Here is a 26,634-nt window from a genome sequence, read left to right as displayed (position 1 = left end):
TCGTATCGCGCGCGGTATTTACTGCACCGACTTCAGCGCGCCGGCGTCGACCTGGTCGACGAGATGGTTCACGGCCTCCTGGATCGCGAGGTCCAGCACCTTGCCGTTGAGCGTCGAGTCGTAGCCGGCCGTGCCGCCGAAGCCGATCACCTCGCGGTTCGACAGGCTGAACTCGCCCGCGCCCTGGCTCGATGCGACGACTTCCGACGTGGTCGTGTCGACGATGTTCAGGTTGACCTTCGCGTACGCGACCTGTGTCTTGCCGCGGCCGAGAATGCCGAACAATTGATGATCGCCGACGTCCTTGCGGCCGAACTCGGTCACGTCGCCCGTCACCACGTAGTTCGCGCCCTTCACGGCCTGCGCCTTCTTCATGAAGCCGGCTTCCTGCTTGATCTCGTCGAGGTTCTCGCGATCGAGCACGTTGAAGCGGCGGCTCTGCTGCAGGCGCGTGACGAGGATCGTCTTCGCCTGTCCGCCGAGACGGTCGATGCCGTCGGAGAAGATGCCGCGCATGTAGCTCGAACGGTTGTCGAACTTGCCGACGGCGATCGCGACGGGCTTGCCCGCGTACGGCTTCTGCGCGCTGCTGACGGCCGGCACGTCGAGCGTGCGCGACGATTCGGTCGCGCAGCCGGACAGCGCCGCGACGACCGCTGCCGCCACGAGGACGGTGCGTCGTGTCTGAATGTTCACTGCTGGTCTCCTTGCTGGAAAAGATGCCGCTGCGCGAGGCTCATGCACGCGCTCATCGCCGGTTCGGCGATCGCGGCAAGTCAGGGAAGGGGGCGCGCAACGGGTGCGTTACGGCAAAAGACGGAGGGGAATGCGATGCGCGTCTGGATCGCGCACACGAATGATTTCGTTATTCTGGTTACTGCACTGTTGATCGCGCATGGTCGGCCCCGTATATGATTTTTCGCGATCATATCAAGCCTGTTTATCAAGACGGAGTATCTTGATAATAATTGACGATTTTCGCACTTATATTAAATACGCCGCTTATTCGTGCGCGAAGCGTTGCACGCGTGGGCTCGCGCGGCACGCGACCGATCTGCGCCGGTCTTCCGTGTCGATATCGCCGGATTGACGATCGATCCGGCGATATCGACACACGTCATTCGCGCCGTCGATCCGAACGGCCGATATCCCGACAATAAGCCGTCCGGCATTCCAGCCGCACACGCGCATACGGTTTCCGCTAATCGGCCACTTTCTGTCGCATCGTCACGAATTCCTCGGCCGCGGTCGGATGAATGCCGATCGTGTCGTCGAACTGCGCCTTCGTCGCGCCCGCGCGGATCGCGATCGCGATGCCCTGGATGATCTCGCCCGCATCGCGGCCGACCATGTGCGCACCGACCACGCGCTGACTGTCGCGCGCGACGACGAGCTTCATCAGCGTGCGTTCGTCGCGGCCCGACAGCGTGTGGCGCAGCGCCTTGAACGACGTGCGGTAGATATCGACGTCGCCATGCGCGTGCCGCGCATCGGCTTCGCTCAGGCCGACCGTCGCGACCTCCGGCTGGCTGAACACGGCCGACGGCACGTACGCGTGATCGACCGCGACGCGCGATCCGCCGAACAGCGTGCGCGCGAGCAGCCCGGCGTCGCGCGTCGCGACCGGCGTGAGCTGCGGCCGCGACGTGACGTCGCCAATCGCGTGGATCGACGGCACCGACGTCGCCGAATACGCATCGACGGCAATCGCGCCGCGCGCATCGAGCAGGATGCCCGCCTGCTCGAGCCCGAGCCCGTCGACGTTCGGCACGCGGCCCGTCGCATAGAGCACCTGATCGTACGGCCCGTGCCGCACGTCGCCGACGTGCACGAAAAGCGCGCCGCCGCTCGCGCGCTCGATCGATCCGATCACCGCGCGCGCATGAATCGCGACGCCCTGCTTCGTCATCTCGTCGGTCAGGAACCGGCGCACGTCGTCGTCGAAACCGCGCAGGATTTGGTCGCCGCGATAGAACACGTCGACGTGGCTGCCGAAGCCGTTGAAGATGCCCGCGAACTCGACCGCGATATAGCCGCCGCCGACCACCGCGATGCGCCTGGGCAGCGCCGCGAGCGACAACGCCTCGCGCGACGTGATCGCATGCTCGATGCCGGGCCGCGGCGGCAGCGACGGCCGCGAGCCGGTCGCGATCGCGATGTGGCGCGCGCGGAACGTGCGTGCGCCGATCGCGACCGTGTGCGCATCGACGAGCGTCGCGCGGCCGGCGTGCATCTCGACGCCCGATTGCAGCAGCAGGTTGATGTAGATGTCGCTCAGCCGGTTGATCTCGCGATCCTTCGCGGCGATCAGCGCCGGCCAGTCGAGCGTGCCGGCGCCGAAGGTCCAGCCGAAGCCCTTCGCGTCGTCGACTTCGTGCGGGTAGTGCGATGCGTAGACCAGCAGTTTCTTCGGGATGCAGCCGCGCAGCACGCAGGTGCCGCCGATCTGCTCTTCTTCCGCGATGCCGACGCGTGCGCCGTACGACGCGGACATGCGCGCGAGCCTCACGCCGCCCGAGCCGGCGCCGATGACGAACAGGTCGTAGTCGAAATCCATCGCATCCCCTCATCGCAGTTCGAATGGAGGCACGATAGCAAGATTCGGGAATTCGTGCGGCGCATGGCGCGCGTCGCGCGCCCAATAAAAAACGGCGAGAGACGACGCCTCTCGCCGGTCAAACCGGCCGGCGGTTGTGCCATGCGTCACCGATCGACCGCATGCCCGACCTGCCGATTGCGCGGCACCGGTCGACCCGAGCGCGCGAAGGGCGCACCCGCGGCCGGACCGGCCGCCATGCTCATGCCTGCGACGTGTCGCTGCCGTCCGTCGCCTGCGTATCGTCCGCTGCCTGTTCGGGCTTCTCTTCCTTCTTCTCGAGCATGCCTTCGATCGCCTCGGCGCCCTTGAAACCCGCGACGGCCGCGGCCGCCTTGGTCAGCAGGCCCGCGTCCGGATCCAGCTTTTCCGCGCCTTCGACGGCGGCGATGGCGCCGGCGATTTCACCCACGGTGTTCAGGATACCCATCGTCATCCCCTTTCAAGAAAATCGTGAGCGCATCGTCCCACGAAAGAAACCGGCGGACCGCGTTTGTCATCGCCGGATACACAAGTTACGCACCAGGCCGGCAGCGCGCGCCGAGCGCCATCGGAACGACGCACGCGCACGCCAGACGGCATGCCACGAGCGATGCACGCAGCGTAGCGGAAAGCCTGCGCGCGCACTGTAAAAGTATGTTCTGGATTGCCGACGGATCGCTTACGGTGCGGGACTTCCGCAATGGAGCGCCTGCCGAATAGTCGGGTGCGCGTATGAAGGTCGCGCGACGAAAAAAAAGAGGCTCCTCGCGGAGCCTCTTCGATGCGCGCCGGACGAAGCCGGCGCATGCGTTCCGGCGTTCGTCAGAAGATATTGCGCAGGCCGATCGCGATGCCCGTCTGGTTGCTGCGGCCGGGCAGCTCCACGTTCGCCGCGCCGTTCGTCTTGTTGAAGTCGACGGTGCCGTAGATCTCGGTGCGCTTGCTCAGCGCGTACTCGGCGATGCCGACGATCGCATAGCGGTTGCCGCTCGCGAGCGTGCCGTTCGTGGTCATCGCGTTGCGCATGTGGTCGTAGTAGAACGCGCCCGTCAGCGTCAGCGGCGCGCTGACCTGCCAGCTCACGCCCGCGAACGGGCCGTCGTCGATGCGGCCCGTGCCCTTCGCGACCGGAATCGTCTGCTGCGCGAGCAGGCTGTCGACGAAGCCCGTATCGTCCTTCGAGCGCAGGTAGCCCGCGTAGATCTTCGCCTTGCTGAACGCGTACACGACGTTCGCGTGGTAGATCGTCTGCTTGCGCGCCGAGTTGTCGCTGTTCTGCTGCGCGCCGGCCGCGATGCTGAGCGGGCCCATCGCGTACGACAGCGACACGCCCCACGCATTGCCCTTGCCGAGCGAGCCCGGGATCTGGCCCGAGAAGCCGCCCGCGCCGGTCGATTCGTAGTTGGTGCCGGTCGAGTACATCGCCTTCGCCGTCAGGCCCTCGAACTTGCCCGTGTACTTGATCTGGTTGTCCGCATACAGGCCGGCGCCGAGTGCGACCGGCAGCCACGCGTTTTCGAGGTAGTTGCCGACGGTGAGCGGATCGTAGGTATCCGACAGCAGGTCGAACAGCGGCGTCTTCTGGCGGCCGAGGGTCACCGTGCCGTACGGGCTCTGCAGGCCGACGTACGCCGCGCGGTTGAACAGGCGGCCGCTGTCGGCGAATGCGCCGTTCTGCAGGTTCACGCCGCTCTCGAGGTTGAACACGGCCTTCAGGCCGCCGCCGAGGTCTTCCGTGCCGTAGATGCCGAAGCGGCTGTTCGTGATCGCGCCGTTGGTCATCGACAGCAGGCCGTCGTTCTTAGCGTTGGCGTTGGTCAGGTAACGGATGCTGGCGTCGGCGACGCCCCAGAGCGTGACCGAGCTTTGTGCCGATGCGTACTGGCTGGCGAACGCCAGCGCCGCGCCCCCTGCGATGACTGCGAGTCGGGTGGTCTGCTTCATGAGCTTTCCTTTTTTAGGTGTCTCCATTCATGACCGGCCGCGTGCGCAGCCGGGTGGCGATCGCGAACGTTCATGGCGGGCGCGATGTGGGCTGAATCATAAGACGAGTCCGAACGCTGAAAGAAATTGAAATACGCGGCAATCGCGCGATTGTCGTCCGGGAACAACGTTTCCCGCGCCAGGTCTCGTTCGCCCAGCGGCGGGACGGGGCGCGACGGCGTCGGCGGGCACGCGCGGCGCTGTAAGGTTCGATGGTGCGGCGCGCTCACGCGGATCGTGGCGAAATGGTCGGTGTCGTCGGTGTCGTCGGTGTCGTCGGTGTCGTCGGTGTCGTCGGTGTCGTCGGTGCGCTCGGTGCGCTCGGTGCGCTCGGTGCGCTCGGTGCGCTCGGTGCGCTCGGTGCGCTCGGTGCGCTCGGTGCGGCGGCCTGCGGCCAGCCGCTTGCCACGCCTGCCCTGCCCTGCCGTCAGACCGTTTGCGTCGCCCCGTCGCTGCCGTTGCCCGCGCCGCCGTTGCCGCCCGCGTCGCCTGCACCGCCGTTCCCCGCGCGACGCCATGCACGTCGCACGATCTCCGCGAATGCACCGACGAGCAGCAGCACGGCGCCCCACAGCGCGATGTCCGGCGCGAGCCGCGTCACGAGCCCGCCGACCACGGCGCCGGCCAGGAAACAGAAGCTGATCGTCGCGAGCAGCGCCGAATCGTGCAGCGCCCCCGCGTCGTAACGCGGAATCAGCCCGACGAACAGCTTCTGCGCGGCACGCCGCAGGTTGCCGGTCGTCATCACCGACGTGTACGACAGTTCCTCGAGATGGGTGAACGACAGCGTCTGCAGCGTCGCGACGAACGAGATGCCCGGAATCAGCCACGCGCTCGACACGCCGACGAGGCCGCTCGCGGCGACCCCGAGAAACGCGATTTCGACGATCAGGCTCGCGAACGCCGTATGCCGCATCCAGCCGCGCTGCGCGGCGAGGCCGAGCAGGTGCGCGACGAACACCGCGATCACGAAGCCGACGAGCGGCGGCACGTGATGCAGCGCGGCGGCCCATTCGCCGGCCGACAGGTTGATGCCGAGCAGCGCGACGTTGCCGGTCATCGTGTTCGCGAACACGTGGCCGTGGCCGACGTACGTATACGCGTCGAGATAGCCGCCGGACAGCGTCAGCAATGCGGCGACAGTGAGATTGCGGCTGGCGCCGTCGAGATCCATCGATCCTCCGTGGTGGGCGCCGCCCGGCCGCGCGCGGCGGGCGGTGCGAATGTCGGCCGTGCCGGCAGGTGCGCCGCCGGCACTGCGCGGCCCGGCTTCGCCGCATGCCGCGCGTCAATATAATGTTTGCCGTCGGGGGACGGGCGAGCGCCGCGCATCGCAGCCGGCCGAAGCGTGCCGACCGCGCGATTTCCGCCGCCGCAAGACCGGCCGAGTATACCGGGCCGACCGGCGCCGGCTGCGCCACGCGCGCCGCGCCGCCTTTCTTCAACGGGCCTTCGAATGACACCCGCGAAGTTCTTCCTGCGCTACACGGTCATCCCGTTCGCCGCGATCGTGCTGGTGGCCGTCTGGACGTTCAACCGCGAATCGGGCGAGATCGATGCGCGCCAGTATGCGGCGCTGGTGGCCGCGTATCCGTCGTTCACGCCGAAGCTGAAGCACGAGGTGGCCGACGCGTTGCGCGGCGGCAGGCTTGCGAAGGCCGATTACGGCACGATCATGCGCGACGCGCTCGACGCGGGGTTCGTGATCGACTGGCCGGCCCCGACGGACGACGTCGGCAGCGAACGCGGCCGACTGCTCGGCCTCGTGAATCGTGACCTGCCCGCATCGCGGTAGCCTGCGGCCACAGCGGGTTGCAGGTTGCAGGTTGCAGGTTGCAGGTTGCAGGTTGCAGGTTGCAGGTTGCAGGCTGCGGGCTGCGGGCTGCGGGCTGCGGGCTGCGGGCTGCGGGCTGCGGGCTGCGGGCTGCGGGCTGCGGGCTGCGACACGATAAGCCGCTCACTGCCCGATGCCCGTGAGCCCGATCAGCGCGCCGCCCGCGAGCAGCCACAGCGGATGGATGCGCGTGCGCCATGCCAGCACCGCGCACGCGGCCGTGATGCCCCACTGGATCGCGGTGCGGTTCGACGCCTCGGAAATCAGCACCGCGCTCGCCGCGACGAGCCCGGCCGTCACCGGCATCATCCCCTGCTGCACGTAGCGGCGCCACGGCCGGTCGCGAAAGCGCTCCCACGCATGCAGCACGAGCACGGTGACGATCGACGACGGCCCGAACTTCGCGAGCGACGCGACGAGCAGCCCGGCCCAGCCGGCCACGTGCCAGCCGACCAGCGACACGATCATCATGTTCGGCCCCGGCGCCGCCTGGGCCAGCGCGAACAGCGCGGTGAACTCGTGCGCGCTCATCCAGTGATGCACGTCGACGACCTGCCGCTGCATTTCCGGCAGGATCGTGTTGCCGCCGCCGAACGCGAGCAGCGACAACTGGCTGAAGATCGTCGCGATGGCGATCAGCGTGTCGCTCATGGCCGGCCCTTCCGTTGCGAGTCGGGCGAGTCGGGCGAGTCGGACGTGCCGGGCGCGGCGGCCGGCGCCGGCCGCGGCGTGCCCGCGTCGCGGCGGCGCGACGCGAGCCAGATGCTGACGGGCGTCAACACGAGCATCGTGGTCAGCAGCGGCATGCGCAGCACCGCGATCGCGACGAACGCGACGACCGCAATCGCAGCGGCCGTGCGCGGCGCCCGGAGCAGCGGCTTCGCCACCTTCACGGCCATCGCGACGAGCAGGCCGGCCGCCGCGGCGGCGAGCCCCGCGAACAGGTGCTGCACGCGCGGATCGCTCTGGGTCTTCGCGTACAGCACGCCGAGCGCGACGACGACGAGCGTCGGGCCCGCGATCAGCCCGAGAATGCCGGCGAACGCGCCGGCGACGCCGCGAAAGCGCATGCCGACGGCGACCGACAGATTGATCACGTTCCCGCCGGGGAGGAACTGGCACAGGCCGAGCAGATCGGTGAATTCGTCGGCGGAGAGCCACTTGCGCTCGTCGACGATCGTGCGCCGCGCGAACGGCAACGCGCCGCCGAACGACATCAGGCCGAGCGACAGGAAACCTGTGAACAGCTCGGCGAGGCCGACGCCGCGCGAAGATGCGGCAGGCGGCGGGGAGGCAGGCGGCAAAGCGGATTGCATGGGGCTCCTCATCAAACGATGAATCGAGGTTACCGCCGTTCGGGATTCCGGCAAAACGATTTTATCGGCGCGCCCTTGTGATCTAGAATCACAAGCATGGCACGCGATCTCCCGCCCTTTTCCGCGCTTCGGGCCTTTGAAGCCGCGGCACGACATGAAAGCTTCAGCGCCGCCGGTGACGAGCTGCATGTGACTCACGGTGCCATCAGCCGGCAGATTGCCGGGTTCGAGGCGTGGCTCGGCAAGCCGGTGTTCCACCGCTACGGCAAGCGCGTGAAGCTCACCGACGAAGGCCGCCGCTACCTGGACACCGTGCGCGCGGCGTTCGACAGCATCGCGCACGCGACCGAGCAATTGCGCAACACCGGCGCGGCGCGCGTGCTGCGCATCAACGCGCTGCCGACCTTCGCGATGAAATGGCTGCTGCCGCGGCTGTCGCGGTTCCAGCGCGACGTGCCGAACGTCGAGCTGAAGCTGTCGACGTCGAACGCGCCGCTCGACACGCTGAACGGCTTCGACGTCGCGATCCGCCGCGGCCCCGGCCACTGGCCGAACTGCACGAGCGGCCACTTCCTCGACGAAAGCGTGATTCCGGTGTGCAGCCCGGCACTGCTCAAGCGCGCGCCGATCAGCCGCGCGGACGATCTCGCGCGGCACGTGCTGCTGCATTCGGAGACGCGGCCGGAAGGCTGGCGCGACTGGTTCGCGGCGGCCGGCGTCGCGATGAAGGGGCGCAAGCGGCAGTCGTTCGACCACTTCTACCTGGCGCTGCAGGCGGCCGTCGACGGGCTCGGCGTCGCGCTCGGCCCGTTGCCGCTGATCGACGACGAGCTCGCGAGCGGGCGCCTGGTGATGCCGCTCGACGGGCCACGCATCGCGACGCGCAGCTACTGGTGGATCACGCCGGGCGCGCCGGCCGACGATCCGCTCGTCGCGCAATTCTGTGCGTGGCTGCAGGGGCAGTCGAATACCGGCGCATGAAGGCGCGCGGGCGGGCGGCATTGCACCGCCCGCTGTCGAATCACACCACCGGCCCCGGTTCCTTTTCCTTGCGCAGGATCGCGTACAGGATGATCGCGCCGAAGGTCGCGGTGCCGATCCCGCCGAGCCCGAAGCCGCCGATCTTCAGCGAGAAGTCGCCGGCGCCGAGCACCAGCGTGACGGCCGCGACGATCAGGTTGCGGTTGTCGGAAAAGTCGACCTTGTTGACGACCCAGATCCGCGCGCCCGTCACCGCGATCAGCCCGAACACGACGATCGACACGCCGCCGAGCACGGGGCCGGGAATCGTCTGGATCACCGCGCCGAACTTCGGCGAGAAGCCGAGCCCGATCGCGATCAGCGCGGCGAGCGCGAACACCAGCGTCGAATAGATCCGCGTGACGGCCATCACGCCGATGTTCTCCGCGTAGGTGGTCACGCCCGTGCCGCCGACGCTGCCCGACACGATCGTCGCGAGCCCGTCGCCGATGAACGCGCGGCCGACGTAGCGGTCGAGGTTGGTGCCCGTCATCGCGCTGACGGCCTTGATGTGGCCGAGGTTCTCCGCGACCAGGATCACCGCGATCGGCGCGAGCATCAGCATCGCGTGCGGATCGAACACCGGCGCGCGGAAGCTCGGCACGCCGAACCACGCGGCCTGCGCGACGATCGCGAAATCGATCGGCTTGCCGAGGCCCATCCCGTTGGTCGCGATCGCGTAGATCACGTAGGCGATCGCGAGCCCGACCAGGATCAGCAGGCGTTGCATCATCCCGCGCGCGAACACCGCGACGCCGCCGACGCACAGCACCGTGACGAGCGCCATCACCGATTCGAAGGTCGAGCCCGACACGCCCTTGACCGCGATCGGCGCGAGGTTCAACCCGATCACCGCAACCACCGCGCCGGTCACGACGGGCGGCATCAGCGTCTCGATCCAGCGCGTGCCGATCGCCTGCACCAGCGCGCCGAGCGCGACGTACACGACGCCGCACGCGACGATCCCGCCGAGCGCGACCGGAATGTTCGGGTTCGGCCCGCTGCCGCCGTAGCCCGTCACCGCGATCACGAGGCCGATGAACGCGAAGCTCGAGCCGAGATAGCTCGGCACGCGGCCGCCCACCAGCACGAAGAACAGCAGCGTGCCGATGCCCGACATGAAGATGCACAGGTTCGGGTCGAAGCCCATCAGCAGCGGCGCGAGCACGGTCGAGCCGAACATCGCGACGACGTGCTGCACGCCCATCGCGACCATCTGCGGCCACGCGAGGCGCTCGTCGGGGCCCACCACGCGCGAGGCCGCGCCGGTCGGTCGGACCCGCCAGCGCGGGAAATAGGAATCGGACATGGGGAAAGCGCTCCTGTCGGTCGTCGGTCGCCGGCTGCCAGGGATGCGCCGGTCTGGAATCTGGCGCGAGTTTACGGAGCGGAAATGGGGCTGGCAAGCGAACCGGTACGCGGAATCGGCAAGCGGTGCAGCAAGGTGCGCAAACGTCCGGCCGCGCGAGAGAACCGGCGCGCGACCGCGCGGCCCGGCGAAGTGCCCGCCCGGGCGCGATGCGCGCGGGGCGGCCAGCGCCGGCGGCGAGGTAAGCGTGCGCTCACATCGCGGCCGGCGTATCGTGCATCAGGGGTTGATGTACTGGAACAGCGACAGGTTCTGCAACTGCGCGTACGCCTTCTGCGAGCCCGTCAGCGCGTTCTGCATCTGCAGGAACTGGCTGATCGTCGCGACCATGTTGGTGCTCGTGAGGTCGGCCAGGTTGCTGCTGACCTGCAGCGTGTTGGTCTGGTTCACGGCCTGCATCGCCTTGATTTCCTGCTCGCGGCCGCCCACCGACGCCTGCACGGTGAGGACGTTCGTCATCATGTTGTTCAGCTTCGTCGTGCCGGTGGTCATCGCGTTCGCGAGCGCGGTCGCGGCGGCCGTGTTGCTGCTGATCGGCACCTTCAGCGCGGCGATCATCGTGTCGAGCGCCGCGAACACGTCGGTGCCGGCCTGCGGCGCGGGCGTGACCGTGAACGTGTCGCCCGGCGCCGGCTTGCCCGACACGGGCACCGACAGACCGTTGCCGAGCGCGATCCCGGCGCCGTCCGAATACGGCTGCGCGGGGGTCGTGGTCGGCGGCACGACGGTGTTGTCGGTCACCGTGTACGTGGGCGCCGCGGCCGTGCCGCCGAACGCGATCGTGAACTGGTGCGCGTTGGTCGCGGCCGACGGGCTCGTGATCGTCACGCCGCCGATCGTGCCCGTGCCCGTGTTGCCCGCGCCGGCAAGCGGCACCGGCTGGCTGCCGAGCATCGGCACCGACAGGAACACGTTCGCGCCGTTGTCGCCCTGTGCGATCGAACGCGTGTCGGCGATCTGCACCTCGCGCGAGCCGGTGTCGCCGCTGTAGGTCACGCCGCCGCCCGGCGCGTTCGAGAACGGCGCAGTGGCCGTCTTGAAGCCGGCGAACAGGTAGTTGCCCGCGCCGTCGGTCGAGTTCGCGAGCGTCAGCAACTGGTCGCGATAGCCCTGCAGTTGCGTCGACAGCGCGGAACGATCGCTGTCCGACAGCGAGCCGTCGCCGGCCTGGATCACGACCGTGTGAATGCTGTTCAGCAGGTTGTTGACGCTGATGAGCGTCTGGTCTTCCTTCTGCAGCGACGACAGCGCGGCGTTCTGGTTCGACGCGTACTGCGACAGCGTCGCCGACGTCATCGACAGCTGCACGGCCTGCGCCGCGCCGAGCGGGTTGTCGGCCGGCGTCGCGAGGCTCACGCCGCTGGAGATCTGCTGGTACAGCTGCGAGAGCTGCGCCTGCTGGTCGCTCATTTGAGCGACGTTCATCTGGTAGAACTGCGCAGTGGAAATCCGCATCGCTTCGGTTCCGAAATTAGTTGAACAGGCCGAGCACGGTCTGGAACAGCGTCGACGCGGTCTGGATCACCTTCGCGTTCGCCTGGTAGAGCTGCTGGTACTGCATCAGGTTGGCCGCTTCCTCGTTCTGGTTCACGCCCGACACCGACTGCTGCGCCTGCGTGATCTGGCCGACCAGCGCGGTCTGCGCGGCGCTCGACGACTTCAGCTGGCTCGCCGTGTTGCCGATGCCGTTCACGTAGTTCGCGTACGCGCCCGTCAACGTGGTCGAGCCGTTGCCGAACGCCTTCGAGTTGACGAGCTTCGACAGCGCGAGCGCGTTGCTGCCGTCGTTCGTGCCGCCCGTGTTCGGCGCGACCTTGAACGTGTCGCCCACCGCCGGCGTGCCCGATACCGTGACCGTGACGCCCGCCGTCAGCGTGATCGGCGAGCCGGACTGGTACGGCTGCGCGGCGCTGGTCGTCGGCGGCACGGCCGTGTTGTCGGTGACCGTATAGGTCGGCGCGGCCGCGGTGCCGCCCATCGTGATCGTGTAGTTGTGCGCGTTGGCCGCGGCCGTCGCGCTCGTGACCGACAGCCCGCCGATCGTGCCGTTGCCGGTGTTGGTCGTCGTGGCCGACGGCACGTACGGCGCGGCCGCCGCGATCGCGGAGCCGTTCGACGTCGCGAGGCCGAAGCCGTTCAGCGCGCCGCGCGTCGGCTGCACGGTGAACTTGTCGCCGGCGCTCATCGAGCCGGACAAGAACGAGAAGTTCAGGCCGCCGATCGATGCCGGCATCGACGTCGACGTGCCGACCACCGTGCCGCTCGCGCGGTCGGTCAGCGTGTAGTTCGTGCCGTCGTATGCAAGCGTGTAGTCGCTGATGGTCGGCTGCGCGGCGTTCGCGAACGACACGGACAGCGCCGCGTTGCCGGTATTGCCCTGGTTCGCGTACGTGATCGGCGCGCCGGTCGAAAACAGGTTGCCGCCCACCTTGCCCGACAGGTCGATGCCGAGCGCGTTCTGCGCGTTGACCTGCGCGGCGAAACTGGTCGCGATCGCGCCGAGCTGGGCCTCGGCCGGATCGAGCGTCTGGCTGCGGAACGCGAGCAGGCCGCCGAGCGTGCCGCCCGACAGCGACGCGTCGGACAGGAACTGGTTCGGCCCCGGCGGATTCGCGCCGGCGATGCCCTGCGACACGACGGTCAGCTCGCTCGGATCGGACGGCGACGTGACGGTCGCGAGCTGGTAGCTCTTGTCCGCGACGACGAGCGGCGTGCCGCCCGACATGAACACGCTGTAGCCGTCGCTGTTGCGCACCACCTGCACGCCCGCGAGATTCGACAGGTTCGACACCGCGAGGTCGCGCTGGTCCATCAGCTGGTTCGGCGGCTGGCCCTGGCTGCTCGCCGCGGCGATCTGCTGGTTCAGTTGCGCGATCTGCGCGGTGTACGCGTTGATCTGCGTGACGGTGCTCGTGAGCTGCGTGTTCACGCTCTGGCGCAGCGCGTCGTACTGCTGGCCGGCCGCCGTGATCTGGTTCGCGAGCGTCTGCGCATTGCTCATCGCGGTCTGCCGCACCGACGAGTCGGACGCGCTGTTCGCGACGTTCTGCATGCCGGTGAAGTAGCTCGTGATCGCGGTCGAGATGCCGGCCGTCGGGCTGCCGATGTAGTTGTTCAGCTGCGTGACGAGCGAGTACCACGTCGACAGCGCGCCGCCCTGCGTCTGCGCGCCGTTCAGCTGGTCGCTCAGGTACTGGCTGTACTGCCGCTGCACGGTGACGGTGTTCACGCCCTGCGGCATGTAGCCGCTGCTGGTGTACTGCCCGCTTGCCTCGGCATAGACGGGGCGTTCGACCGAATAGCCCGGCGTCGCGGCGTTGCTGATGTTCTGGCCGGTCGTCGTGAGGCCCCAGAGCGCGGCATTCAGGCCGCTGACGCCGAGGTTCATGAGTGTGTTGGACATGCGCGATCCTGATGAGCCGGCCGCGCTGCGGCCGCCGGGTTGCGTGACTCCCGGTATAACGGCCGCGGATCGAGAAAATTGAGGAAAAAATGCACGCGCGACGCACGGGCGTGCGGCGCCGGTCGAGGCGGCCGGCGAGCCCGCCGGCCGCGCCGTGCGAGCGGCCCGTGCGGGGCCGCCCGCCAACTGCGCGTCAGGCCCGCGCGAGCGAGCGGCGCTTCATTTCGAGCTGCGTGATCAGCCGCTGCAGCGTGTTCTCCGCGCTGCCCGGCAGCGACATGTAGCGAAAGCCGAGCTGGTAGCGCCGCGACCCGTTCGGCATCTGCGTCGAACGCTGCGACACCAGTTGCAGGTCGAGCGACAGCTTGCCGTGGCCGGTCAGCTCGAGCTCGACGTCCGGCAGCAGCGTGCCGACCTCGAGCGCCTCGACACGCTCGTCGGCCGTGCGCAGCCCCACGCCGCCGAGCGACAGGTTGTGCACCTCGAACAGGAAGCTTTCACCGTCCGGCAGCTTGCCGCGGCACAGGAACGGATCGACGATCGGCGCGTCGACGCGGAAATACTCGCGGCGCTGGATGCAGACCAGCACGTCGGGGAAATCGGCGACGAACGCGGGCAGCCCTTCGTAGCGCGTTTCGCGCGGCGTGCCCGTGGCGAATTCGACGCGCACGCCCTCCGGCGCAGCCGCGAACGTGCAGTGCGACGCGCCGAGGATGCCGGCGTTCTGCTCGGACAGCGCGCCCCAGTCGAACGTGAACGTCCGCGCGCCGACGTCGACCTCGAGCAGGCGCGTGACGAGTTGGCCGCCCGGGTACTGGACGGTCAGGAAATCGCCGCGATTCACGAGGTTGCGCAGCTGCACGCCGATTTCCAGCGGATTGCGGCGGGCATAGTCGGGCCCGGAGTGGCCTGCATCCAGGCTGGGGTCCGTCGACGTTTCGATATTCATGGCTAGCCGGTCTTTCTTGTCATGGGCGCCCGGGGCAACCGGTGCGCGATAAAACCGGGCCAGAACGGGGGCCCGGTCGCAGGTCTCTCACACTTAGCGGCAGTGCTGACCGAAAGTTTAGATCGAAACGGCGATTTATTTCGCGCAAACGTTGAAACCGCGCGCGGCGGGGTGCCGGGCGCGGTCCGAAGGGGGCGAACCGGTGGCGGGCGAGCCCGTCAGCCGATCTGCTGCATGATCGAGATCAGCTTCTTCGCGTAATTGGGGTCGGTTGCGTAGCCGGCCTTCTGCATGCCGTGCGCGAAGCCTTCGACGCTGCGGCTCGCGCTCAGCACGCCCGCGTAGCGCGGATTGTTCTTCAGCAGGTTCGCGTAATCGGTCATCGCGTGCTCGTACGAGTCGTACGCGCGGAATTTCGCGACCACGCGGCGCGGCGTGCCGTTCACGTATTCGGTGGTCAGCGCCGACACGGTGCGGCCGGTCCAACCCTTGTTCGCCTTGATGCCGAACACGTTGTAGCTGGTCGAGCCGTCCGCCGCGCGGATCTCGCGCTTGCCCCAGCCCGATTCGAGCGCGGCCTGCCCGACGATGAAACGCGCCGGGATGCCGGTCGTCGCACTGGCCGCCTGCGCGGGGGCCGCGAGCCGGTCGACGAACGCATCCGCGTCCTGCACGCCGCTCGCGCCCTTCAGCGGCGGCGTCAGCGCGCTGCCGGCCGAATAGCCGCGCGCGCCGGCAAGCCCGCCGTTGTTCGCCGCGTTCGCATACGCCTTCGCCATCGCGTTCATCGCGGCGAGGCTGCCTTCGTTGCCGGCCGAGCCGAGGCCGCCGGCGCCCAGGCCGCCCGCGCCGACGTCGGCCGCCGTGTCGCTGCCCGCGCCGGCGCCCGCATTGCGAAGCAGCTGCTTCATCAGCGCGTCGGCGACGCCGATTCCGCGCGTCGACATCTGCTGCGCGAGCTGCTGGTCGAGCATCGACGTGTACATCTTCGACGTATGCGAATCGAACAGCCCGCCGTCGGGCGACGCGTCGCGCATGCTCTTGAGCATCATCTGCGTGAACATCGCGTCGAACTGGCCGGCCACCGCCTTCGCGCCGGCCTGCGGCGACTGCTTCGCCTGCGCGCGCAGCGCATCGAAACCCTGCACGTCGAGCGCGAAGCGCTGCGTGAGGTCGTTTGCGTTGGGGAGCGTGGCTGCCATTTAGATGATCTCCAGATCGGCGCGCAGCGCGCCGGCCGCCTTCATCGCCTGCAGGATCGACATCAGGTCCGCGGGCGTCGCGCCGAGCGTGTTCAGCGCCTTCACGACGTCGGCGAGATTCGCGCCGGCCGTCACCATCTTCAGCGCGCCGTTGTCCTGCTTGAGCTGGATCTGCGACTGCTGCGCCACCACCGTCTGCCCGTTCGAGAACGGCCCCGGCTGCGACACCACCGGCTGCGTGTTGACGACCACCGACAGGTTGCCGTGCGCGACCGCGCAGCTTTGCAGCGTGACCATCTGGTTCATCACGATCGAGCCGGTGCGCGCGTTCAGGATCACCTTCGCGGCGGCCTTGTCCGGGCTCACGTCGAGGTTCTGCAGCCGCGCCATGAACGCGACCTGCTGCGCGGAGTCGGCCGGCGCCGCGAGCTGGATCGTGCGGCCGTCGAGCGCCGTCGCGGTGCCCGGGCCGAAGCTCGAATTGACCGCGGACACGATCCGCTGCGCGGTGCCGTAATCCATGTCGTTCAGTTGCAGTTGCAGCATGCCGTTCATCTGCGCGACCGCGTTCGGCACCGCGCGCTCGACGATCGCGCCGCCGACGATCCGGCCGGCCGCGAGCTGGTTCACCTGCACGCGGCTGCCGTTCGCGCTGGCCCCCGCGCCGCCGACCGCCATGTTGCCCTGCGCAAGCGCGTATACCTGGCCGTCCGCGCCCTTCAGCGGCGTGAGCAGCAGCGTGCCGCCGCGCAGGCTCTTCGCGTTGCCGAGCGACGACACGGTCACGTCGAGCGCCTCGCCCGGCCGCGCGAACGGCGGCAGCGTGGCCGTCACCATCACCGCCGCGACGTTCTTCAACTGCATGTTGTTCAGCGACGACGGGCCGCCGTTGGCCGAACCGTTGTTGATCGAGATGCCGAGGTTCGCGAGCATGTTCGCGAGCGTCTGCGTCGTAAACGGCGTCTGCATCGTCTGGTCGCCCGTGCCGTCGAGGCCGACGACGAGGCCATAGCCGATCAGCGGGTTGTCGCGCACGCCCTGGATCTGCGCGAGATCCTTCAGGCGTTCCGCCTGCGCGGGCGCGGCGCCGAGCATGCAGGCAGCCACGGCCGCGAACGCGACGGCGAGCCGCGCGGCCGTCTGCGCGCGGGCCGACAGGCGGCCGAACAGGGTCGTCTGCATCGTCGTCACCACGGCGCGATGTTGAGGAAGAACCGCTGCAGCCAGCCCATCGTCTCGGCTTCGTTGATGTAGCCCTTCGACGAGTATTCGATCTTCGCGTCGGCGACCTGCGTCGAATAGACGGAGTTCGCGCCCGAGATCGTGTTCGGGTTGACGACCCCCGAGAAGCGCACGAATTCGTTGCCCTGGTTGATCAGCATCTGCTTCTCGCCGCTCACCACGAGGTTGCCGTTCGGCAGCACGTTGGTGACGGTCACCGTGATCGTGCCGTTGAACGTGTTCGCCGCGCTCGCGCCGCCGGTGGCCGCGAACTTGTTCGCGCCGGCGGCCGACAGGTTCGCCTTCGCGAACAGCCCGCCGAGGAAGCCGGCCGTCGGCACGTTGAAGTCGGTGTTGCCCTGCCGGTTCGTGTTCGCGCCCGACGACTTGGTCGCGTTGATGTTCTCCGCGATCATGATCGTCAGGATGTCGCCGACGTTGCGCGGCCGCTGATCCTCGAACAGCGGCCGGCCCGCGTAGCCGGGGTTGTAGATCGAGCCGGGCGCCTGCATCGACATCGGCATCGGCGGCTGCGCCGTCATCGGCTGCTGGATGATCGGATCGCGCGGGATCTGCGCGCAACCGGCGAGCGCCGCCACCGCGACCGCGCAGGCGGCGCGGACGGTGGCTGACGAGGGGAGGCGAACCTGCTTCATGGCGACGACGGGACGTTCCGGTTAGCTCTTCATCTGCGTGACGGTCTGCAGCATCTGGTCGGACGTCGTCACGGCCTTGCTGTTGATCTCGTAGGCACGCTGGGTCTGGATCATGTTGACGAGTTCCTGCACGACGTTCACGTTCGACGCCTCAACGTAACCCTGGTTGAGCACGCCCGCGCCGTTCAGCCCCGGCTGCGACACGTTCGGTGCGCCCGACGACGTCGTTTCCGCGAACAGGTTCTCGCCCTTCGCCTCGAGGCCGGCCGGGTTGATGAAGGTCGCGATCTGCAGCGAGCCGATCTGGACCGCGTTGTTCGAGCCCGGCTGCGTGACCGACACGACGCCGTCCTTGCCGATCGTCAGCGACTGCGCGTTCTGCGGCACGGTGATCGCCGGCAGCACCTGGTAGCCGCTCGACGTGACGAGCTGGCCCTGCGCGTTGGTCTGGAACGAGCCGTCGCGCGTGTACGCGTTGGTGCCGTCCGGCATCAGCACCTGGAAGAAGCCCGCGCCGTTGATCGCGACGTCCTTCGAGTTGCCGGTCTGCGTGAGGCCGCCCTGCGTGTACAGGCGCTCGGTCGCGACCTGCTGCACGCCGGTGCCGAGCTGCAGGCCCGACGGCAGCTCGGTCTGCTGCGTCGAATTCGCGCCGGGCTGGCGGATGGTCTGGTACAGCAGATCCTCGAACACCGCGCGCGACGCCTTGAAGCCGTTCGTGCTGGTGTTCGCGAGGTTGTTCGAAATCACGTCCATCTGCGCCTGCTGCGCATTCATGCCGGTGGCGGCGATGTAGAGCGAACGGTTCATGTTGAATCTTCTCCTGGTAGCTACGGCCTGGCCGCTCAGCTGAAGTTGAGCAGCTGGTTCGCCGTCTGCTCGTTCTGGTCGGCCGTCTGGATCAGCTTCGACTGAAGCTGGAACGCGCGCGCGTTGTCGATCATCGCGACCATCGCGGTCACCGGATTCACGTTGCTGCCTTCGAGCGAATTCGGCGTGACGACCACGTTCGGGTCGACGTCGGCCGGATTGCCGTCGGCGGTGCGGAACAGCCCGTCGTTGCCGCGCGTGAGCGTGGCCGGATCGGGATTGACGAGCTTCAGCTGGTCGACGATCGCGACCGCCGTCGGCGGGTCGCCCGGCATCAGCGCGGACACCGTGCCGTCCTTGCCGATCGTCACTTCCGCGTTCGGCGGCACCGAGATCGGGCCGCCGTTGCCGACCACCGGCAGGTTGCTCGCGTTGACGAGCTGGCCGTTTTCGTCGACGTGCAGGTTGCCGGCGCGCGTGTACGCCTCGCTGCCGTCGGCCGTCTGCACCGACAGCCAGCCGGGGCCCTGCACGGCGACGTCGAGCGGATTGCCGGTGCGCGTGATCGGGCCCGGCGCGTAATCGGCGCCGGGCGTGGACGACAGCACGTAGGTGCGTGTCGTCGCCGGGTCGATGTTGCTGCCGTCGCCGAAATTCATCGGCACCGCGCGATACGTCGCGAGCTGCGCGCGAAAGCCCGTCGTCGACGCGTTCGCGAGATTGTTCGCGACGATCGCCTGCTGGTCGAGCGACTGCGACGCGCCCGTCATCGCCGTATAGATCAGTCGGTCCATGGCTGCCGGTTATCCGCGCTTACAGGTTGATGAGCGTCTGGTCGACGGTCTGCTGCGTCTTGATCGTCTGCGCGTTCGCCTGGTAGTTGCGCTGCGCGGTGATCAGGTTGACGAGCTGCGACGTGAGGTCGACGTTCGAGTTCTCGAGCGCGCTGCCCTGCAGCGTGCCGTGGTTCGTGCTGCCCGGCGCCGAGATCTGCGGCACGCCCGACGCGGCGGATTCCGCGTACTGGTTGCCGCCGAGGTTCACGAGCCCGTTCGGGTTGTTGAAGTTCGCGAGCGCGATCTGGCCGAGCACGGCGGTCTGGCCGTTCGAGTAGTTGCCGGTCAGCTTGCCGTCGGTGCCGATCGAGTAGGTCGTCAGCGTGCCGCTCGCGTAGCCGTCCTGCGCGAGGTTGTTCACGCCGTCCTTGCCGCCGTACTGCGTCGTGCCGGTCAGGTCGAGCGTGAGCTGTTGCGGCGTCGCCGAGCCGTCGGTGTTCGGCACGGTGAACTGGAACTGGCCGAGCGATGCGGTCGGCGCGGCCGGCGTGCCGGTCGTCGTGCTCGAGATCGCCCCCGCCGAATTGAACGTGATCGTGCCGAGATCGGTCGTCGTGCCGCCCTGCACGCCCGCGTACGCTTCCCACGTGCCGGCCGCCGACTTCACGAAATACATGTTGACCGCCTGCGAACCGCCGAGCGAGTCGTACACCTGGATCGACGTCGAGTAGTTGTACGTCGTGTTGTCGGTCGCGCTGAACGGCGTCTTGGCCGGCACCGTATCCTGCGAGTTCAGGTTGAACTGGCCGTTGATCCTAGTCGTGGCGGTCGGCGCGATGTTGGTGGTCGGCGCCTGCAGCGGCACGGTCTGCGCGGTGTTGATCACGCCGTTCTTGTCGGCCATGTACCCCATCAGGTTCATGCCCTGCGCGTTGACGATGTAGCCGTTCTTGTCGCGCTGGAACGTGCCGTCGCGCGAGTACGTCGTCACGCCGTTGTTCGACATCTGGAAGAAGCCGTTGCCGTTGATCGCGACGTCGAGCGACGAGTTCGTCGTATTGATCGTGCCCTGGCCGAACTGCTGCTGCACCGAGTTCAGCGTCGTGCCGATGCCGATCTGCGTGTTGACCGACGTCGCGACCGAGTTCGCGTACATGTCGGCGAACTGCGCGGTGCTCGACTTGAAGCCGACCGTGTTCGCGTTCGCGATGTTGTTGCCGATCACGTCGAGCGCGTTCGATGCGCCGGCGAGGCCGCTCAGACCCTGTTGATAACCCATTTCGGTCTCCGTTACGAGAAAGCTCGATCAGTTGGTGGTGGTGTCGCCGGACGAGGACGACCGGGTGTTCGGGAAGATCGACGCAACCTGGGTGAGCCCCACCGTCGTGCCGTTCGACAGCACCAGCCCCGCGGTGCCGTCCGCCTGCTTGATCACGCTCTGCACCTGCGAGGCGGCCAGCACGGTCGGCGCGTAGGTCTTGCCGTCGGTGCCGGTGTACTGCGCGCTGACCGTGTAGTTGCCGTCCGGCAGCGCGTTGCCGGCCGCGTCGGTCGGCGTCCAGTTGAACGGCACGGTGCCGGCCGACTGCGCGCCCGCGTTGATCGTGTTCACGACGGCGCCCGCCGAGTTCTTCACGGTGATCGTCAGGTTCGACACGCTGCTCGTGAGCGACACGCCGAACGGCGACGCCGCGCCGCTCTTCACCGTGACGCCGTTGCCCGGCGCGAGCACGTTCGTGCCGATCAGCAGCGCGGCCTGCGTCTGCTGGCCGGCCGCGAGTTGCGTCGACAGCGACGTGAGCGACGTGTTCAGTTGCGCGATGCCGCTCACCGTGTTGATCTGCGCGAGCTGCGACGTCATCTGCGAGCTGTCCACCGGGCTCGTCGGATCCTGGTTCTGCAACTGCGTGACGAGCAGCTTCAGGAACGTCGCCTGCAGGTCGCTCGCCGACGTGCCGTTGGTCGACGACACGTTGTTGGTGTTCATCGTGTCGGTCGGCAGCGTCGACACGCTGGTGCCGTTGCCGCCGATCGTCGTGTTGGAGGAAGTCATCCTGGGTGGCCTTGTGTCGGAACTGTCGGTCCGGGTCTCGGTATGGAAAGGTCGGGCGGCGCGCGGCTTACGAGCCGATCGTCAGCGTCTTGAGCATCAGCGTCTTCGCGGTGTTCAGCGTCTCGACGTTGGCCTGGTACGAGCGCGACGCCGAGATCATGTTCACCATCTCCTGCACCGGATCGACGTTCGGCATCTGCACGTAGCCGTTCGCGTCGGCGGCCGGGTTCGCCGGGTCGTACGTCGATTTCATCGGCGACGGGTCGTCCATCACCTTGGTCACGCGCACGCCGCCCACGCCCTGGCCGGACGCGGTGCGCGCGCCGCCGAGCGGATCGGTCGCGAACACGACCTGCTTGGCCTTGTACGGCTTGCCGTCGGGGCCGGTCGCGCTGTCGGCGTTCGCGAGGTTCGACGCGGTGACGTTCAGGCGCTGCGATTGCGCGGACAGCGCCGAACCGGCGACGCCGAAGATGTTCATCAACGAAGGCATGGAAGCTCCTTGTGCTGGGGTCCGAATTCGGAAACGGCGCTTACGAGTTCGTCGTGATCGCGGCGATCATCGCCTTGATCTGCTGGGTCATCACGGTCATCCCGGTTTCGTAGTGCAGCGCGTTGTTCGCGAACTGCACGCGCTCGACGTCGAGATCGACCGTGTTGCCGTCGAGCGACGGCTGCAACGGCATCCGGTATTGCGCGCGGCCGTAGTCGTCCGACGGGCCGCCGGTCGGGATCAGCTTCGCGGTGCCGGCCATGTGGCCCGGCGCCGTCGACACCATCGACATGCCGCTCGTCACGCCGGCCGGCTGCGCCATCGGCAGTTGCGCGGCATTGCTCGGCGCCAGACCGCCGCTCGCCTGCTTCAGCGAGCGCGCGAGCGTCGACGCGAAATCGACGTCGCGGGCCTGGTAGCCGGGCGTGTCGGCGTTCGCGATGTTCGACGACAGCAGTTCCTGCCGGTAGGCGCGCACGTCGAGCGCCTGTCGGCCGAACGCGAATTCCGAATCGAGTTTGTCCAGCATGTGTGCGTCTCTCCGTATGAAGCGCTGCACGCCCCTCGCGCCGGATGGCGACCCGAGAGGCTTTTTTCCATGACAGCGATGGTAGGCGCGGGACGCAACCGGCAATCGGACGAATAACGCGGCAAAGCCCCCCTCTATTCATCGTTTGCGCGCCGCCCCCGCTCCCTAGAATGCGAAGCGGATCAACGGCTTCGAGGACACGGCGATGGCACGCAGCGCATTTCGCGAATACGCCGGACGCGGCACGCGCCTGCGCCGTGCGCTCGCGCTCGCCGCGGCGCTGTGGGCCGCGGTGCCGGCCGCGCACGCGGACGACGGGACGATCGTGATTCCCGGCCGCGGCGAGACGGCAGAGACCGCGCTCGCGCATGCGAATGCGGCGAGCGGCGGCCAGTTCGGCGGGAAAGCGGGTACGGGCGCGGATTCGGCCATGGGTGGTGCGGCGGGCGGTGCCGGCGGCATGGTCGGCACGGCCGGTGCAGCCGCTGGTGGCGCTTCGGGCATGCCCGGCGCCGTCGGCATGGCCGCCAACGGCTACACGGCGCAGCCGGCCGGATCGATGGGGGTGACGAGCGTTCCGGCACCTGCACCGGTACCGGCGCCAGCACCACGCCCCGTCTACGCAGCAGCCCGCGCGAATGCCGCAAACGCCGCTTACGGCGCGCCGCGCGCTGTCGATCCCGGCGGCGTCGCGACCGTCGTTGCCGGCACCGGTGCCGCCGAAGCCGCGTCGAATCCCCGGCAGGCGCTTGCCGCCCGTATCGCCGCGGCGCGCGCCGCTTCATCCGCGCCGGCACCGCGTGCGCCGGCGGCGGCCGAGCCCGCGGCACAGCCGACGCCGCCCGGCCGGCAAGACCCCGAAACGATCCGGCGCGCGGCGCTCGCATTCCTGCAGCAGCAGATCGCCGGCCTGCCCGGCAAGACCACCGCGACCGTCACGACCGCCTTTCCGCGCGGGCTCGCCGCGTGCACGACGCTCGAACCGTTCCTGCCGACCGGCGCGCGCCTGTGGGGCCGCACGACGGTCGGCGTGCGCTGCGCCGGCGAGCGGCCGTGGACCGTCTACCTGCAGGCGAAGGTCGCCGTGCAGGCTACCTATTACGTCGCCGCGCGCCAGATCGCGCCCGGCGAGCCGCTGTCCGCGGCCGACCTGGTCGCGCGCGACGGCGACCTGACGGTGCTGCCGCTCGCGGTGATCACCGATCCGGCGCAGGCGATCGGCGCGACCGCGCTCGCACGCATCTCGGCCGGGCTGCCGCTGCGGCAGGACATGCTGAAGAGCGCGGCATCGGTGTCGGCCGGCCAGACGGTGCGGGTCGTCGCGGCCGGCCCCGGCTTCACGATTTCGGCCGAGGGCAGCGCGCTCGCGAATGCGGCGCCGGGCCAGTCGGTGCGGGTGCGGATGGCGGCCGGGCAGATCGTCACGGCGATCGTCAAGGACGCCGGCACCGTCGAAATCCCGCTGTAGGGACGGATCGGCCGCAAGAATGTAAAGAATTGTTTATTCGGAGCATTTCGGGCTCGCGATGCTAAAGTTCGGGCCGACCCGGCCGTTATCTGGGTCAAACCGTACAGGAAACCCATCGTGAAGATCGATTCCACTCCGAAACCGAGCCCCCTCGCGCCGACCGGCACCGGCGCGGCCCGTGCGCAGTCCGGCACGGCCCAGTCGTCCGGGCAGGCAGCCGACGCAGGATCGACCGGCGGCGACACGACCGTGAACCTGTCGGGTCTGTCGGGCCAGCTGCGTTCGGTATCCGCGTCGGGCGACGCCGATATCGACACGGGCCTGGTCCAGTCGATCAAGGACGCGCTGAACGACGGCACGCTGACGATCGACGCGAACAAGATTGCCGACGGCGTATTGAACACCGCCCGCGAACTGCTGCAGCAGCAGCGCCCGCAGGGCAGCTAATCCCGGCCTCGTGGCCGGTTCACCCGGTTTGCCGGCGCGCGCAGCACTGCACGCACCGGCGTGACGAGCATGACGCGATGAGAGAAGAGCTGCTGGCCACGGTCAACGACGAACACGCGACGGTCGAAGCGTTCGCGTCCCTGCTCGTCTACGAGGAAAAGGCGCTGACGACGGCCGAGCCGATCGAGATGCTGCCCGGGATCGTCGAGAAGAAAAGCGCGCTGATCGACCGGCTCGCGCAGCTCGAACGCACGCGCGACACGCAACTTTCCGCGCTCGGCTTTCCGGCCGGCAAGAAAGGCATGGACCAGGCGGCCGAACGCGATGCGCGCCTCGCGAGCCGCTGGCAACTGCTGCAACAGGCCGCCGAACGCGCGCGCCAGGCCAATGCGAACAACGGGATGCTGATCCGGATCCGGATGGACTACAACGAGCGCGCGCTCGCGGTGCTGCGCTCGGCGCCCGCGCCGGCCGGCGTGTACGGCCCCGACGGACGCGTCTCGGCACTGACGCGCTGACGTCGCGCCGCGCGGCCGCCCGGCGGCCGCGCCCCTGCCTTGCCCGTCGTTACAACAGCGGACACGCGGTGACCTGCGTGCCGCGCTCCACGCACAGCCGCTCGTAGTCGCGCAGATACGCACGCTCGGCGTCGTCCAGCAGGTCGAGATCGATCAGATCCCAGTCGTAGCCGACCGTCACGATGTTCTCGAACGTCACGGTGCCCGGCTGCGCGTCGTCCGGCCGCACGATCACGATGTTCTCGATCCGCACGCCGCCCTTGCCCGGCAGGTAGATGCCCGGCTCGACCGAAATCACCGCATTCGGCACCAGCCCGTACCGGGCGCCCGGCGCGAATCGCACGCCGCCCTCGTGTACGTGAATCCCGACGCCGTGCCCGGTGCCGTGGCCGAAATCGTAGCCATGATCGCGACACACCTGCCGCACCAGCGCATCGACGTCGCCGCCCGTCGCGGCGGCCGGAAAGCGCGCGACGAGCCCCTTGATGCAGGCCTTCAGCGCGACCGTGTAAATCTCGCGCTGCCACGGCTGTGCGACCGTGTCCGGCCGCGTGCGGCGCAGCACCACGCGCGTGCAGTCCGTCGCGAAGCCGGCTTCGTAATACGCGCCGCTGTCGAGCAGCACGAGTTCGCCTTCGGTCAGCTCGACGTCGGCGCTCGCCGCCGTGTAATGCGCGAAGGCGCTGTTCGCGCCATTCGCCGCGATCGACGGAAACGACAGCGCGACCGCCGAGCGTGCGCCGTACGCGTCGTTGATCGTGCGTGCGAGATCGTACTCGGTGTGACGCACGCCCGGCTCGCCGGTCTTCGCCCAGCGCATCGTTTCGGCGATCGCCGCGGAGCTGCGCGCGAACGCGTCGCGAAAGCGCTCGAGCACCGCCGGCGTCTTGCTCGCGCGCATCGCCTCGACCGGGTTGAAATCGGCGTGCCGCGCGTGCGGCCACACCCGCTTCACCGCGTCGACGAGCGCGCAGTTCACCGATTCGAAGCCATAGCACACGTGCTCGACCGCGAACTGCGCGAGGAAGCGCTCGAGCGCCGCGACGTCGCGCCGGATCACGTGCAGCGCCGGATACGAAGCGAGCCCGACCTCGCAGCGGTCGCAGCCTTCCGGCAAAAACAGCGCCACCTGGTCGCCGATCGCGAACAGGAAACCGAGGTGCGACGACGCATTCGGGATGTGATAGCCGCGGCTGTTCAGCAGATACGCGAGATCGTCCGATGCGCAGGTGAAGAACGCCGTCCTGCCGTCGGCCGCGCCGGTATGCGCGGCGAGCCGGTGGTTCAGCGCGTCGAGGTTTTGCGCGACGCTCAGGCCGGTCACCGTTGCCGGGATCTCGAAGATCGGCCGCTCGACGTTCCAGCCCGGCAGCGCGATCGCGCGATCGATCTCGCGATCGGCGAGGCTCGCCCAGTCGAGCGACGCGGCCTGCGTCTCATCGAACAGCCGGTTGCGCTGCGCGACGCTGATCCGTCGCGCGTCGTAGCCGACCCGCGCGAGCCGGCTCGCGTGCACGACCAGCCAGTCGGCCATCGCCTGCCAGATCGTCACGTCGATGCCGAGCTTCTCCACCCGCACGCGCGCCGGATCGCACTGCTCGTCGGCCTGGAAGTGATAGCGGCCGTCGACGAACAGCACGAACGGCGGCACGCCGAGCGCCTGCGCGGTCGCCGCGCTCAGGAAGATCCCGCAGCCGGCCGAGCCGTCGAAGCCGGACACCGCGTAGCGCGGGTTGTTGCTGCGCGGCAGGTACTCGGTCACGTATTCGTCCTGCGACGTGATCAGCACCGCGTCGAGTCGCGCGGCATCGAGCAGACGCGACAGGCCGGCCTGGGTCTCGGCGACGGACGCGTCGTACGGGGGAAGGCCGGAAAAGCTGTATTTCAGTCGATCGATCATCGGATGCCCGTTATTCATTGTTGTCGGCGGCCGGCGGCGCGTCGCGGCATCGCGCCTGCTCGCCCGCACACGTCGCCGCGGCCCGCGCATGGCGCGACGCGCGGCCGGG

Annotated in this window: 27 protein-coding genes; 5 read left to right on the top strand and 22 right to left on the bottom strand. The window is 68.6% G+C overall.

The annotated features are described in order from the left end of the window. Positions 1-18: 18 nt before the first annotated feature. The 6 genes from WS61_RS11870 to WS61_RS11845 form a co-directional block, all read right to left on the bottom strand. Positions 19-690, bottom strand: a complete 672-nt coding sequence (locus WS61_RS11870; protein ID WP_218921206.1) for a CsgG/HfaB family protein — start codon at positions 688-690, stop codon at positions 19-21. 511 nt (positions 691-1,201) lie between these two features. Further along, positions 1,202-2,557: a glutathione-disulfide reductase gene (gor, locus tag WS61_RS11865; protein WP_059500651.1), complete on the bottom strand. Its 1,356-nt coding sequence runs from the start codon at positions 2,555-2,557 to the stop codon at positions 1,202-1,204. 241 nt (positions 2,558-2,798) lie between these two features. Continuing rightward, complete coding sequence (locus tag WS61_RS11860) at positions 2,799-3,026, bottom strand: hypothetical protein (RefSeq protein WP_034208778.1); 228 nt, start codon at positions 3,024-3,026, stop codon at positions 2,799-2,801. A 374-nt stretch (positions 3,027-3,400) separates the two neighbouring features. After that, entirely contained in the window at positions 3,401-4,522 is a 1,122-nt protein-coding gene (locus tag WS61_RS11855; RefSeq protein WP_059500650.1) for a porin, read from the bottom strand. Then, positions 4,519-5,079, bottom strand: coding sequence for a hypothetical protein (locus WS61_RS34845; protein ID WP_059500649.1), 561 nt, complete (start codon positions 5,077-5,079; stop codon positions 4,519-4,521). The genes WS61_RS11855 and WS61_RS34845 overlap by 4 nt, the downstream gene beginning before the upstream one ends. Continuing rightward, on the bottom strand, positions 4,989-5,735 hold the full coding sequence (locus WS61_RS11845; RefSeq protein ID WP_059500648.1) for a YoaK family protein: 747 nt from the start codon (positions 5,733-5,735) through the stop codon (positions 4,989-4,991). Before WS61_RS11845 ends, WS61_RS34845 begins: the two co-directional genes overlap by 91 nt. A 282-nt stretch (positions 5,736-6,017) precedes the next feature. On the opposite strand from WS61_RS11845, the gene WS61_RS11840 reads away from it, so the two are divergent. Further along, complete coding sequence (locus WS61_RS11840) at positions 6,018-6,356, top strand: hypothetical protein (protein WP_059500647.1); 339 nt, start codon at positions 6,018-6,020, stop codon at positions 6,354-6,356. Positions 6,357-6,518: 162 nt separating this feature from the next. On the opposite strand, the gene WS61_RS11835 is transcribed toward WS61_RS11840, so the two are convergent. Continuing rightward, on the bottom strand, positions 6,519-7,046 hold the full coding sequence (locus WS61_RS11835; protein ID WP_053524657.1) for a chromate transporter: 528 nt from the start codon (positions 7,044-7,046) through the stop codon (positions 6,519-6,521). After that, positions 7,043-7,699 carry a chromate transporter gene (locus WS61_RS11830; RefSeq protein WP_373557119.1) on the bottom strand — a complete coding sequence of 219 codons (657 nt, stop codon included), beginning with the start codon at positions 7,697-7,699 and terminating at the stop codon, positions 7,043-7,045. The genes WS61_RS11835 and WS61_RS11830 overlap by 4 nt, the downstream gene beginning before the upstream one ends. Positions 7,700-7,807: 108 nt before the next feature. Here WS61_RS11830 and WS61_RS11825 point away from each other — a divergent pair, with 108 nt between their 5' ends. Next, the gene (locus WS61_RS11825; protein WP_059500645.1) at positions 7,808-8,692 is read left to right on the top strand and encodes a transcriptional regulator GcvA; all 885 of its coding nucleotides are present in this window, start codon (positions 7,808-7,810) and stop codon (positions 8,690-8,692) included. A 40-nt stretch (positions 8,693-8,732) separates the two neighbouring features. Here the strand turns inward: WS61_RS11825 and WS61_RS11820 are convergent, their stop codons facing one another. From WS61_RS11820 to flgB, 13 genes are all read right to left on the bottom strand, one after another. Next, positions 8,733-10,040 (bottom strand): solute carrier family 23 protein, encoded by a 1,308-nt coding sequence (locus WS61_RS11820; protein WP_059500644.1) that lies wholly within the window; start codon positions 10,038-10,040, stop codon positions 8,733-8,735. A 279-nt stretch (positions 10,041-10,319) separates the two neighbouring features. Further along, complete coding sequence (gene flgL, locus WS61_RS11815) at positions 10,320-11,555, bottom strand: flagellar hook-associated protein FlgL (RefSeq protein WP_059500643.1); 1,236 nt, start codon at positions 11,553-11,555, stop codon at positions 10,320-10,322. A gap of 16 nt (positions 11,556-11,571) precedes the next feature. Further along, complete coding sequence (flgK, locus tag WS61_RS11810) at positions 11,572-13,503, bottom strand: flagellar hook-associated protein FlgK (protein ID WP_059500642.1); 1,932 nt, start codon at positions 13,501-13,503, stop codon at positions 11,572-11,574. 193 nt (positions 13,504-13,696) lie between these two features. After that, on the bottom strand, positions 13,697-14,452 hold the full coding sequence (locus WS61_RS11805) for a flagellar brake protein (protein WP_034208598.1): 756 nt from the start codon (positions 14,450-14,452) through the stop codon (positions 13,697-13,699). A gap of 218 nt (positions 14,453-14,670) precedes the next feature. Then, entirely contained in the window at positions 14,671-15,654 is a 984-nt protein-coding gene (gene flgJ / locus WS61_RS11800) for a flagellar assembly peptidoglycan hydrolase FlgJ (RefSeq protein ID WP_059500641.1), read from the bottom strand. Then, the gene (locus tag WS61_RS11795) at positions 15,655-16,836 is read right to left on the bottom strand and encodes a flagellar basal body P-ring protein FlgI (RefSeq protein ID WP_059500665.1); all 1,182 of its coding nucleotides are present in this window, start codon (positions 16,834-16,836) and stop codon (positions 15,655-15,657) included. 5 nt (positions 16,837-16,841) lie between these two features. Next, positions 16,842-17,531 (bottom strand): flagellar basal body L-ring protein FlgH, encoded by a 690-nt coding sequence (gene flgH, locus WS61_RS11790; protein WP_059500640.1) that lies wholly within the window; start codon positions 17,529-17,531, stop codon positions 16,842-16,844. Positions 17,532-17,552: 21 nt separating this feature from the next. Then, the gene (gene flgG / locus WS61_RS11785; RefSeq protein WP_034208601.1) at positions 17,553-18,341 is read right to left on the bottom strand and encodes a flagellar basal-body rod protein FlgG; all 789 of its coding nucleotides are present in this window, start codon (positions 18,339-18,341) and stop codon (positions 17,553-17,555) included. Positions 18,342-18,376: 35 nt separating this feature from the next. Beyond that, positions 18,377-19,135 (bottom strand): flagellar basal-body rod protein FlgF, encoded by a 759-nt coding sequence (flgF, locus tag WS61_RS11780; RefSeq protein ID WP_059500639.1) that lies wholly within the window; start codon positions 19,133-19,135, stop codon positions 18,377-18,379. 19 nt (positions 19,136-19,154) lie between these two features. Next, complete coding sequence (gene flgE, locus WS61_RS11775; RefSeq protein ID WP_059500638.1) at positions 19,155-20,396, bottom strand: flagellar hook protein FlgE; 1,242 nt, start codon at positions 20,394-20,396, stop codon at positions 19,155-19,157. 27 nt (positions 20,397-20,423) lie between these two features. Then, positions 20,424-21,170: a flagellar hook assembly protein FlgD gene (locus WS61_RS11770; protein WP_059500637.1), complete on the bottom strand. Its 747-nt coding sequence runs from the start codon at positions 21,168-21,170 to the stop codon at positions 20,424-20,426. A 67-nt stretch (positions 21,171-21,237) separates the two neighbouring features. Then, on the bottom strand, positions 21,238-21,663 hold the full coding sequence (gene flgC, locus WS61_RS11765; protein ID WP_006477560.1) for a flagellar basal body rod protein FlgC: 426 nt from the start codon (positions 21,661-21,663) through the stop codon (positions 21,238-21,240). A gap of 40 nt (positions 21,664-21,703) precedes the next feature. Continuing rightward, positions 21,704-22,192 (bottom strand): flagellar basal body rod protein FlgB, encoded by a 489-nt coding sequence (gene flgB, locus WS61_RS11760; protein ID WP_059500636.1) that lies wholly within the window; start codon positions 22,190-22,192, stop codon positions 21,704-21,706. 205 nt (positions 22,193-22,397) lie between these two features. Between flgB and flgA the strand changes: the two genes are divergently transcribed. The 3 genes from flgA to WS61_RS11745 all read left to right on the top strand — a co-directional run bounded on the left by flgA (position 22,398) and on the right by WS61_RS11745 (position 24,625). Further along, positions 22,398-23,660: a flagellar basal body P-ring formation chaperone FlgA gene (gene flgA / locus WS61_RS11755; protein ID WP_059500635.1), complete on the top strand. Its 1,263-nt coding sequence runs from the start codon at positions 22,398-22,400 to the stop codon at positions 23,658-23,660. A gap of 117 nt (positions 23,661-23,777) precedes the next feature. Then, positions 23,778-24,107, top strand: a complete 330-nt coding sequence (gene flgM / locus WS61_RS11750) for a flagellar biosynthesis anti-sigma factor FlgM (protein WP_059500634.1) — start codon at positions 23,778-23,780, stop codon at positions 24,105-24,107. 77 nt (positions 24,108-24,184) lie between these two features. Then, complete coding sequence (locus WS61_RS11745; RefSeq protein WP_059500633.1) at positions 24,185-24,625, top strand: flagella synthesis protein FlgN; 441 nt, start codon at positions 24,185-24,187, stop codon at positions 24,623-24,625. 49 nt (positions 24,626-24,674) lie between these two features. Here the strand turns inward: WS61_RS11745 and WS61_RS11740 are convergent, their stop codons facing one another. Continuing rightward, entirely contained in the window at positions 24,675-26,525 is a 1,851-nt protein-coding gene (locus tag WS61_RS11740; protein ID WP_059500632.1) for a M24 family metallopeptidase, read from the bottom strand. Between the last annotated feature and the right edge of the window lie 109 nt (positions 26,526-26,634).

Origin of the sequence: Burkholderia sp. ABCPW 11 (genome assembly GCF_001523445.1) — a bacterium.
In the GTDB taxonomy this organism is placed as follows: Bacteria; Pseudomonadota; Gammaproteobacteria; order Burkholderiales; family Burkholderiaceae; genus Burkholderia.
Note: the sequence above shows the minus strand (reverse complement) of the source record. Positions and strands in the feature narration are given on the sequence as shown.

Bases quoted from the DNA above. Each gene is read 5' to 3' on its own strand.
- flgG (WP_034208601.1), bottom strand. From the start codon at position 18,341: ATGAACCGTTCGCTCTACATCGCCGCCACCGGCATGAATGCGCAGCAG.
- WS61_RS11795 (WP_059500665.1), bottom strand. From the start codon at position 16,836: ATGCAGACGACCCTGTTCGGCCGCCTGTCGGCCCGCGCGCAGACGGCC.
- flgA (WP_059500635.1), top strand. From the start codon at position 22,398: ATGGCACGCAGCGCATTTCGCGAATACGCCGGACGCGGCACGCGCCTG.
- flgF (WP_059500639.1), bottom strand. From the start codon at position 19,135: ATGGACCGACTGATCTATACGGCGATGACGGGCGCGTCGCAGTCGCTC.
- flgE (WP_059500638.1), bottom strand. From the start codon at position 20,396: ATGGGTTATCAACAGGGTCTGAGCGGCCTCGCCGGCGCATCGAACGCG.
- flgL (WP_059500643.1), bottom strand. From the start codon at position 11,555: ATGCGGATTTCCACTGCGCAGTTCTACCAGATGAACGTCGCTCAAATG.
- WS61_RS11820 (WP_059500644.1), bottom strand. From the start codon at position 10,040: ATGTCCGATTCCTATTTCCCGCGCTGGCGGGTCCGACCGACCGGCGCG.
- WS61_RS11835 (WP_053524657.1), bottom strand. From the start codon at position 7,046: ATGAGCGACACGCTGATCGCCATCGCGACGATCTTCAGCCAGTTGTCG.
- WS61_RS34845 (WP_059500649.1), bottom strand. From the start codon at position 5,079: ATGGCGTCGCGCGGGGAACGGCGGTGCAGGCGACGCGGGCGGCAACGG.
- WS61_RS11860 (WP_034208778.1), bottom strand. From the start codon at position 3,026: ATGGGTATCCTGAACACCGTGGGTGAAATCGCCGGCGCCATCGCCGCC.
- flgJ (WP_059500641.1), bottom strand. From the start codon at position 15,654: ATGGCAGCCACGCTCCCCAACGCAAACGACCTCACGCAGCGCTTCGCG.
- WS61_RS11740 (WP_059500632.1), bottom strand. From the start codon at position 26,525: ATGATCGATCGACTGAAATACAGCTTTTCCGGCCTTCCCCCGTACGAC.
- WS61_RS11745 (WP_059500633.1), top strand. From the start codon at position 24,185: ATGAGAGAAGAGCTGCTGGCCACGGTCAACGACGAACACGCGACGGTC.
- WS61_RS11825 (WP_059500645.1), top strand. From the start codon at position 7,808: ATGGCACGCGATCTCCCGCCCTTTTCCGCGCTTCGGGCCTTTGAAGCC.
- flgH (WP_059500640.1), bottom strand. From the start codon at position 17,531: ATGAAGCAGGTTCGCCTCCCCTCGTCAGCCACCGTCCGCGCCGCCTGC.
- gor (WP_059500651.1), bottom strand. From the start codon at position 2,557: ATGGATTTCGACTACGACCTGTTCGTCATCGGCGCCGGCTCGGGCGGC.
- flgB (WP_059500636.1), bottom strand. From the start codon at position 22,192: ATGCTGGACAAACTCGATTCGGAATTCGCGTTCGGCCGACAGGCGCTC.
- WS61_RS11840 (WP_059500647.1), top strand. From the start codon at position 6,018: ATGACACCCGCGAAGTTCTTCCTGCGCTACACGGTCATCCCGTTCGCC.
- WS61_RS11855 (WP_059500650.1), bottom strand. From the start codon at position 4,522: ATGAAGCAGACCACCCGACTCGCAGTCATCGCAGGGGGCGCGGCGCTG.
- flgC (WP_006477560.1), bottom strand. From the start codon at position 21,663: ATGCCTTCGTTGATGAACATCTTCGGCGTCGCCGGTTCGGCGCTGTCC.
- WS61_RS11845 (WP_059500648.1), bottom strand. From the start codon at position 5,735: ATGGATCTCGACGGCGCCAGCCGCAATCTCACTGTCGCCGCATTGCTG.
- flgK (WP_059500642.1), bottom strand. From the start codon at position 13,503: ATGTCCAACACACTCATGAACCTCGGCGTCAGCGGCCTGAATGCCGCG.
- WS61_RS11770 (WP_059500637.1), bottom strand. From the start codon at position 21,170: ATGACTTCCTCCAACACGACGATCGGCGGCAACGGCACCAGCGTGTCG.
- WS61_RS11805 (WP_034208598.1), bottom strand. From the start codon at position 14,452: ATGAATATCGAAACGTCGACGGACCCCAGCCTGGATGCAGGCCACTCC.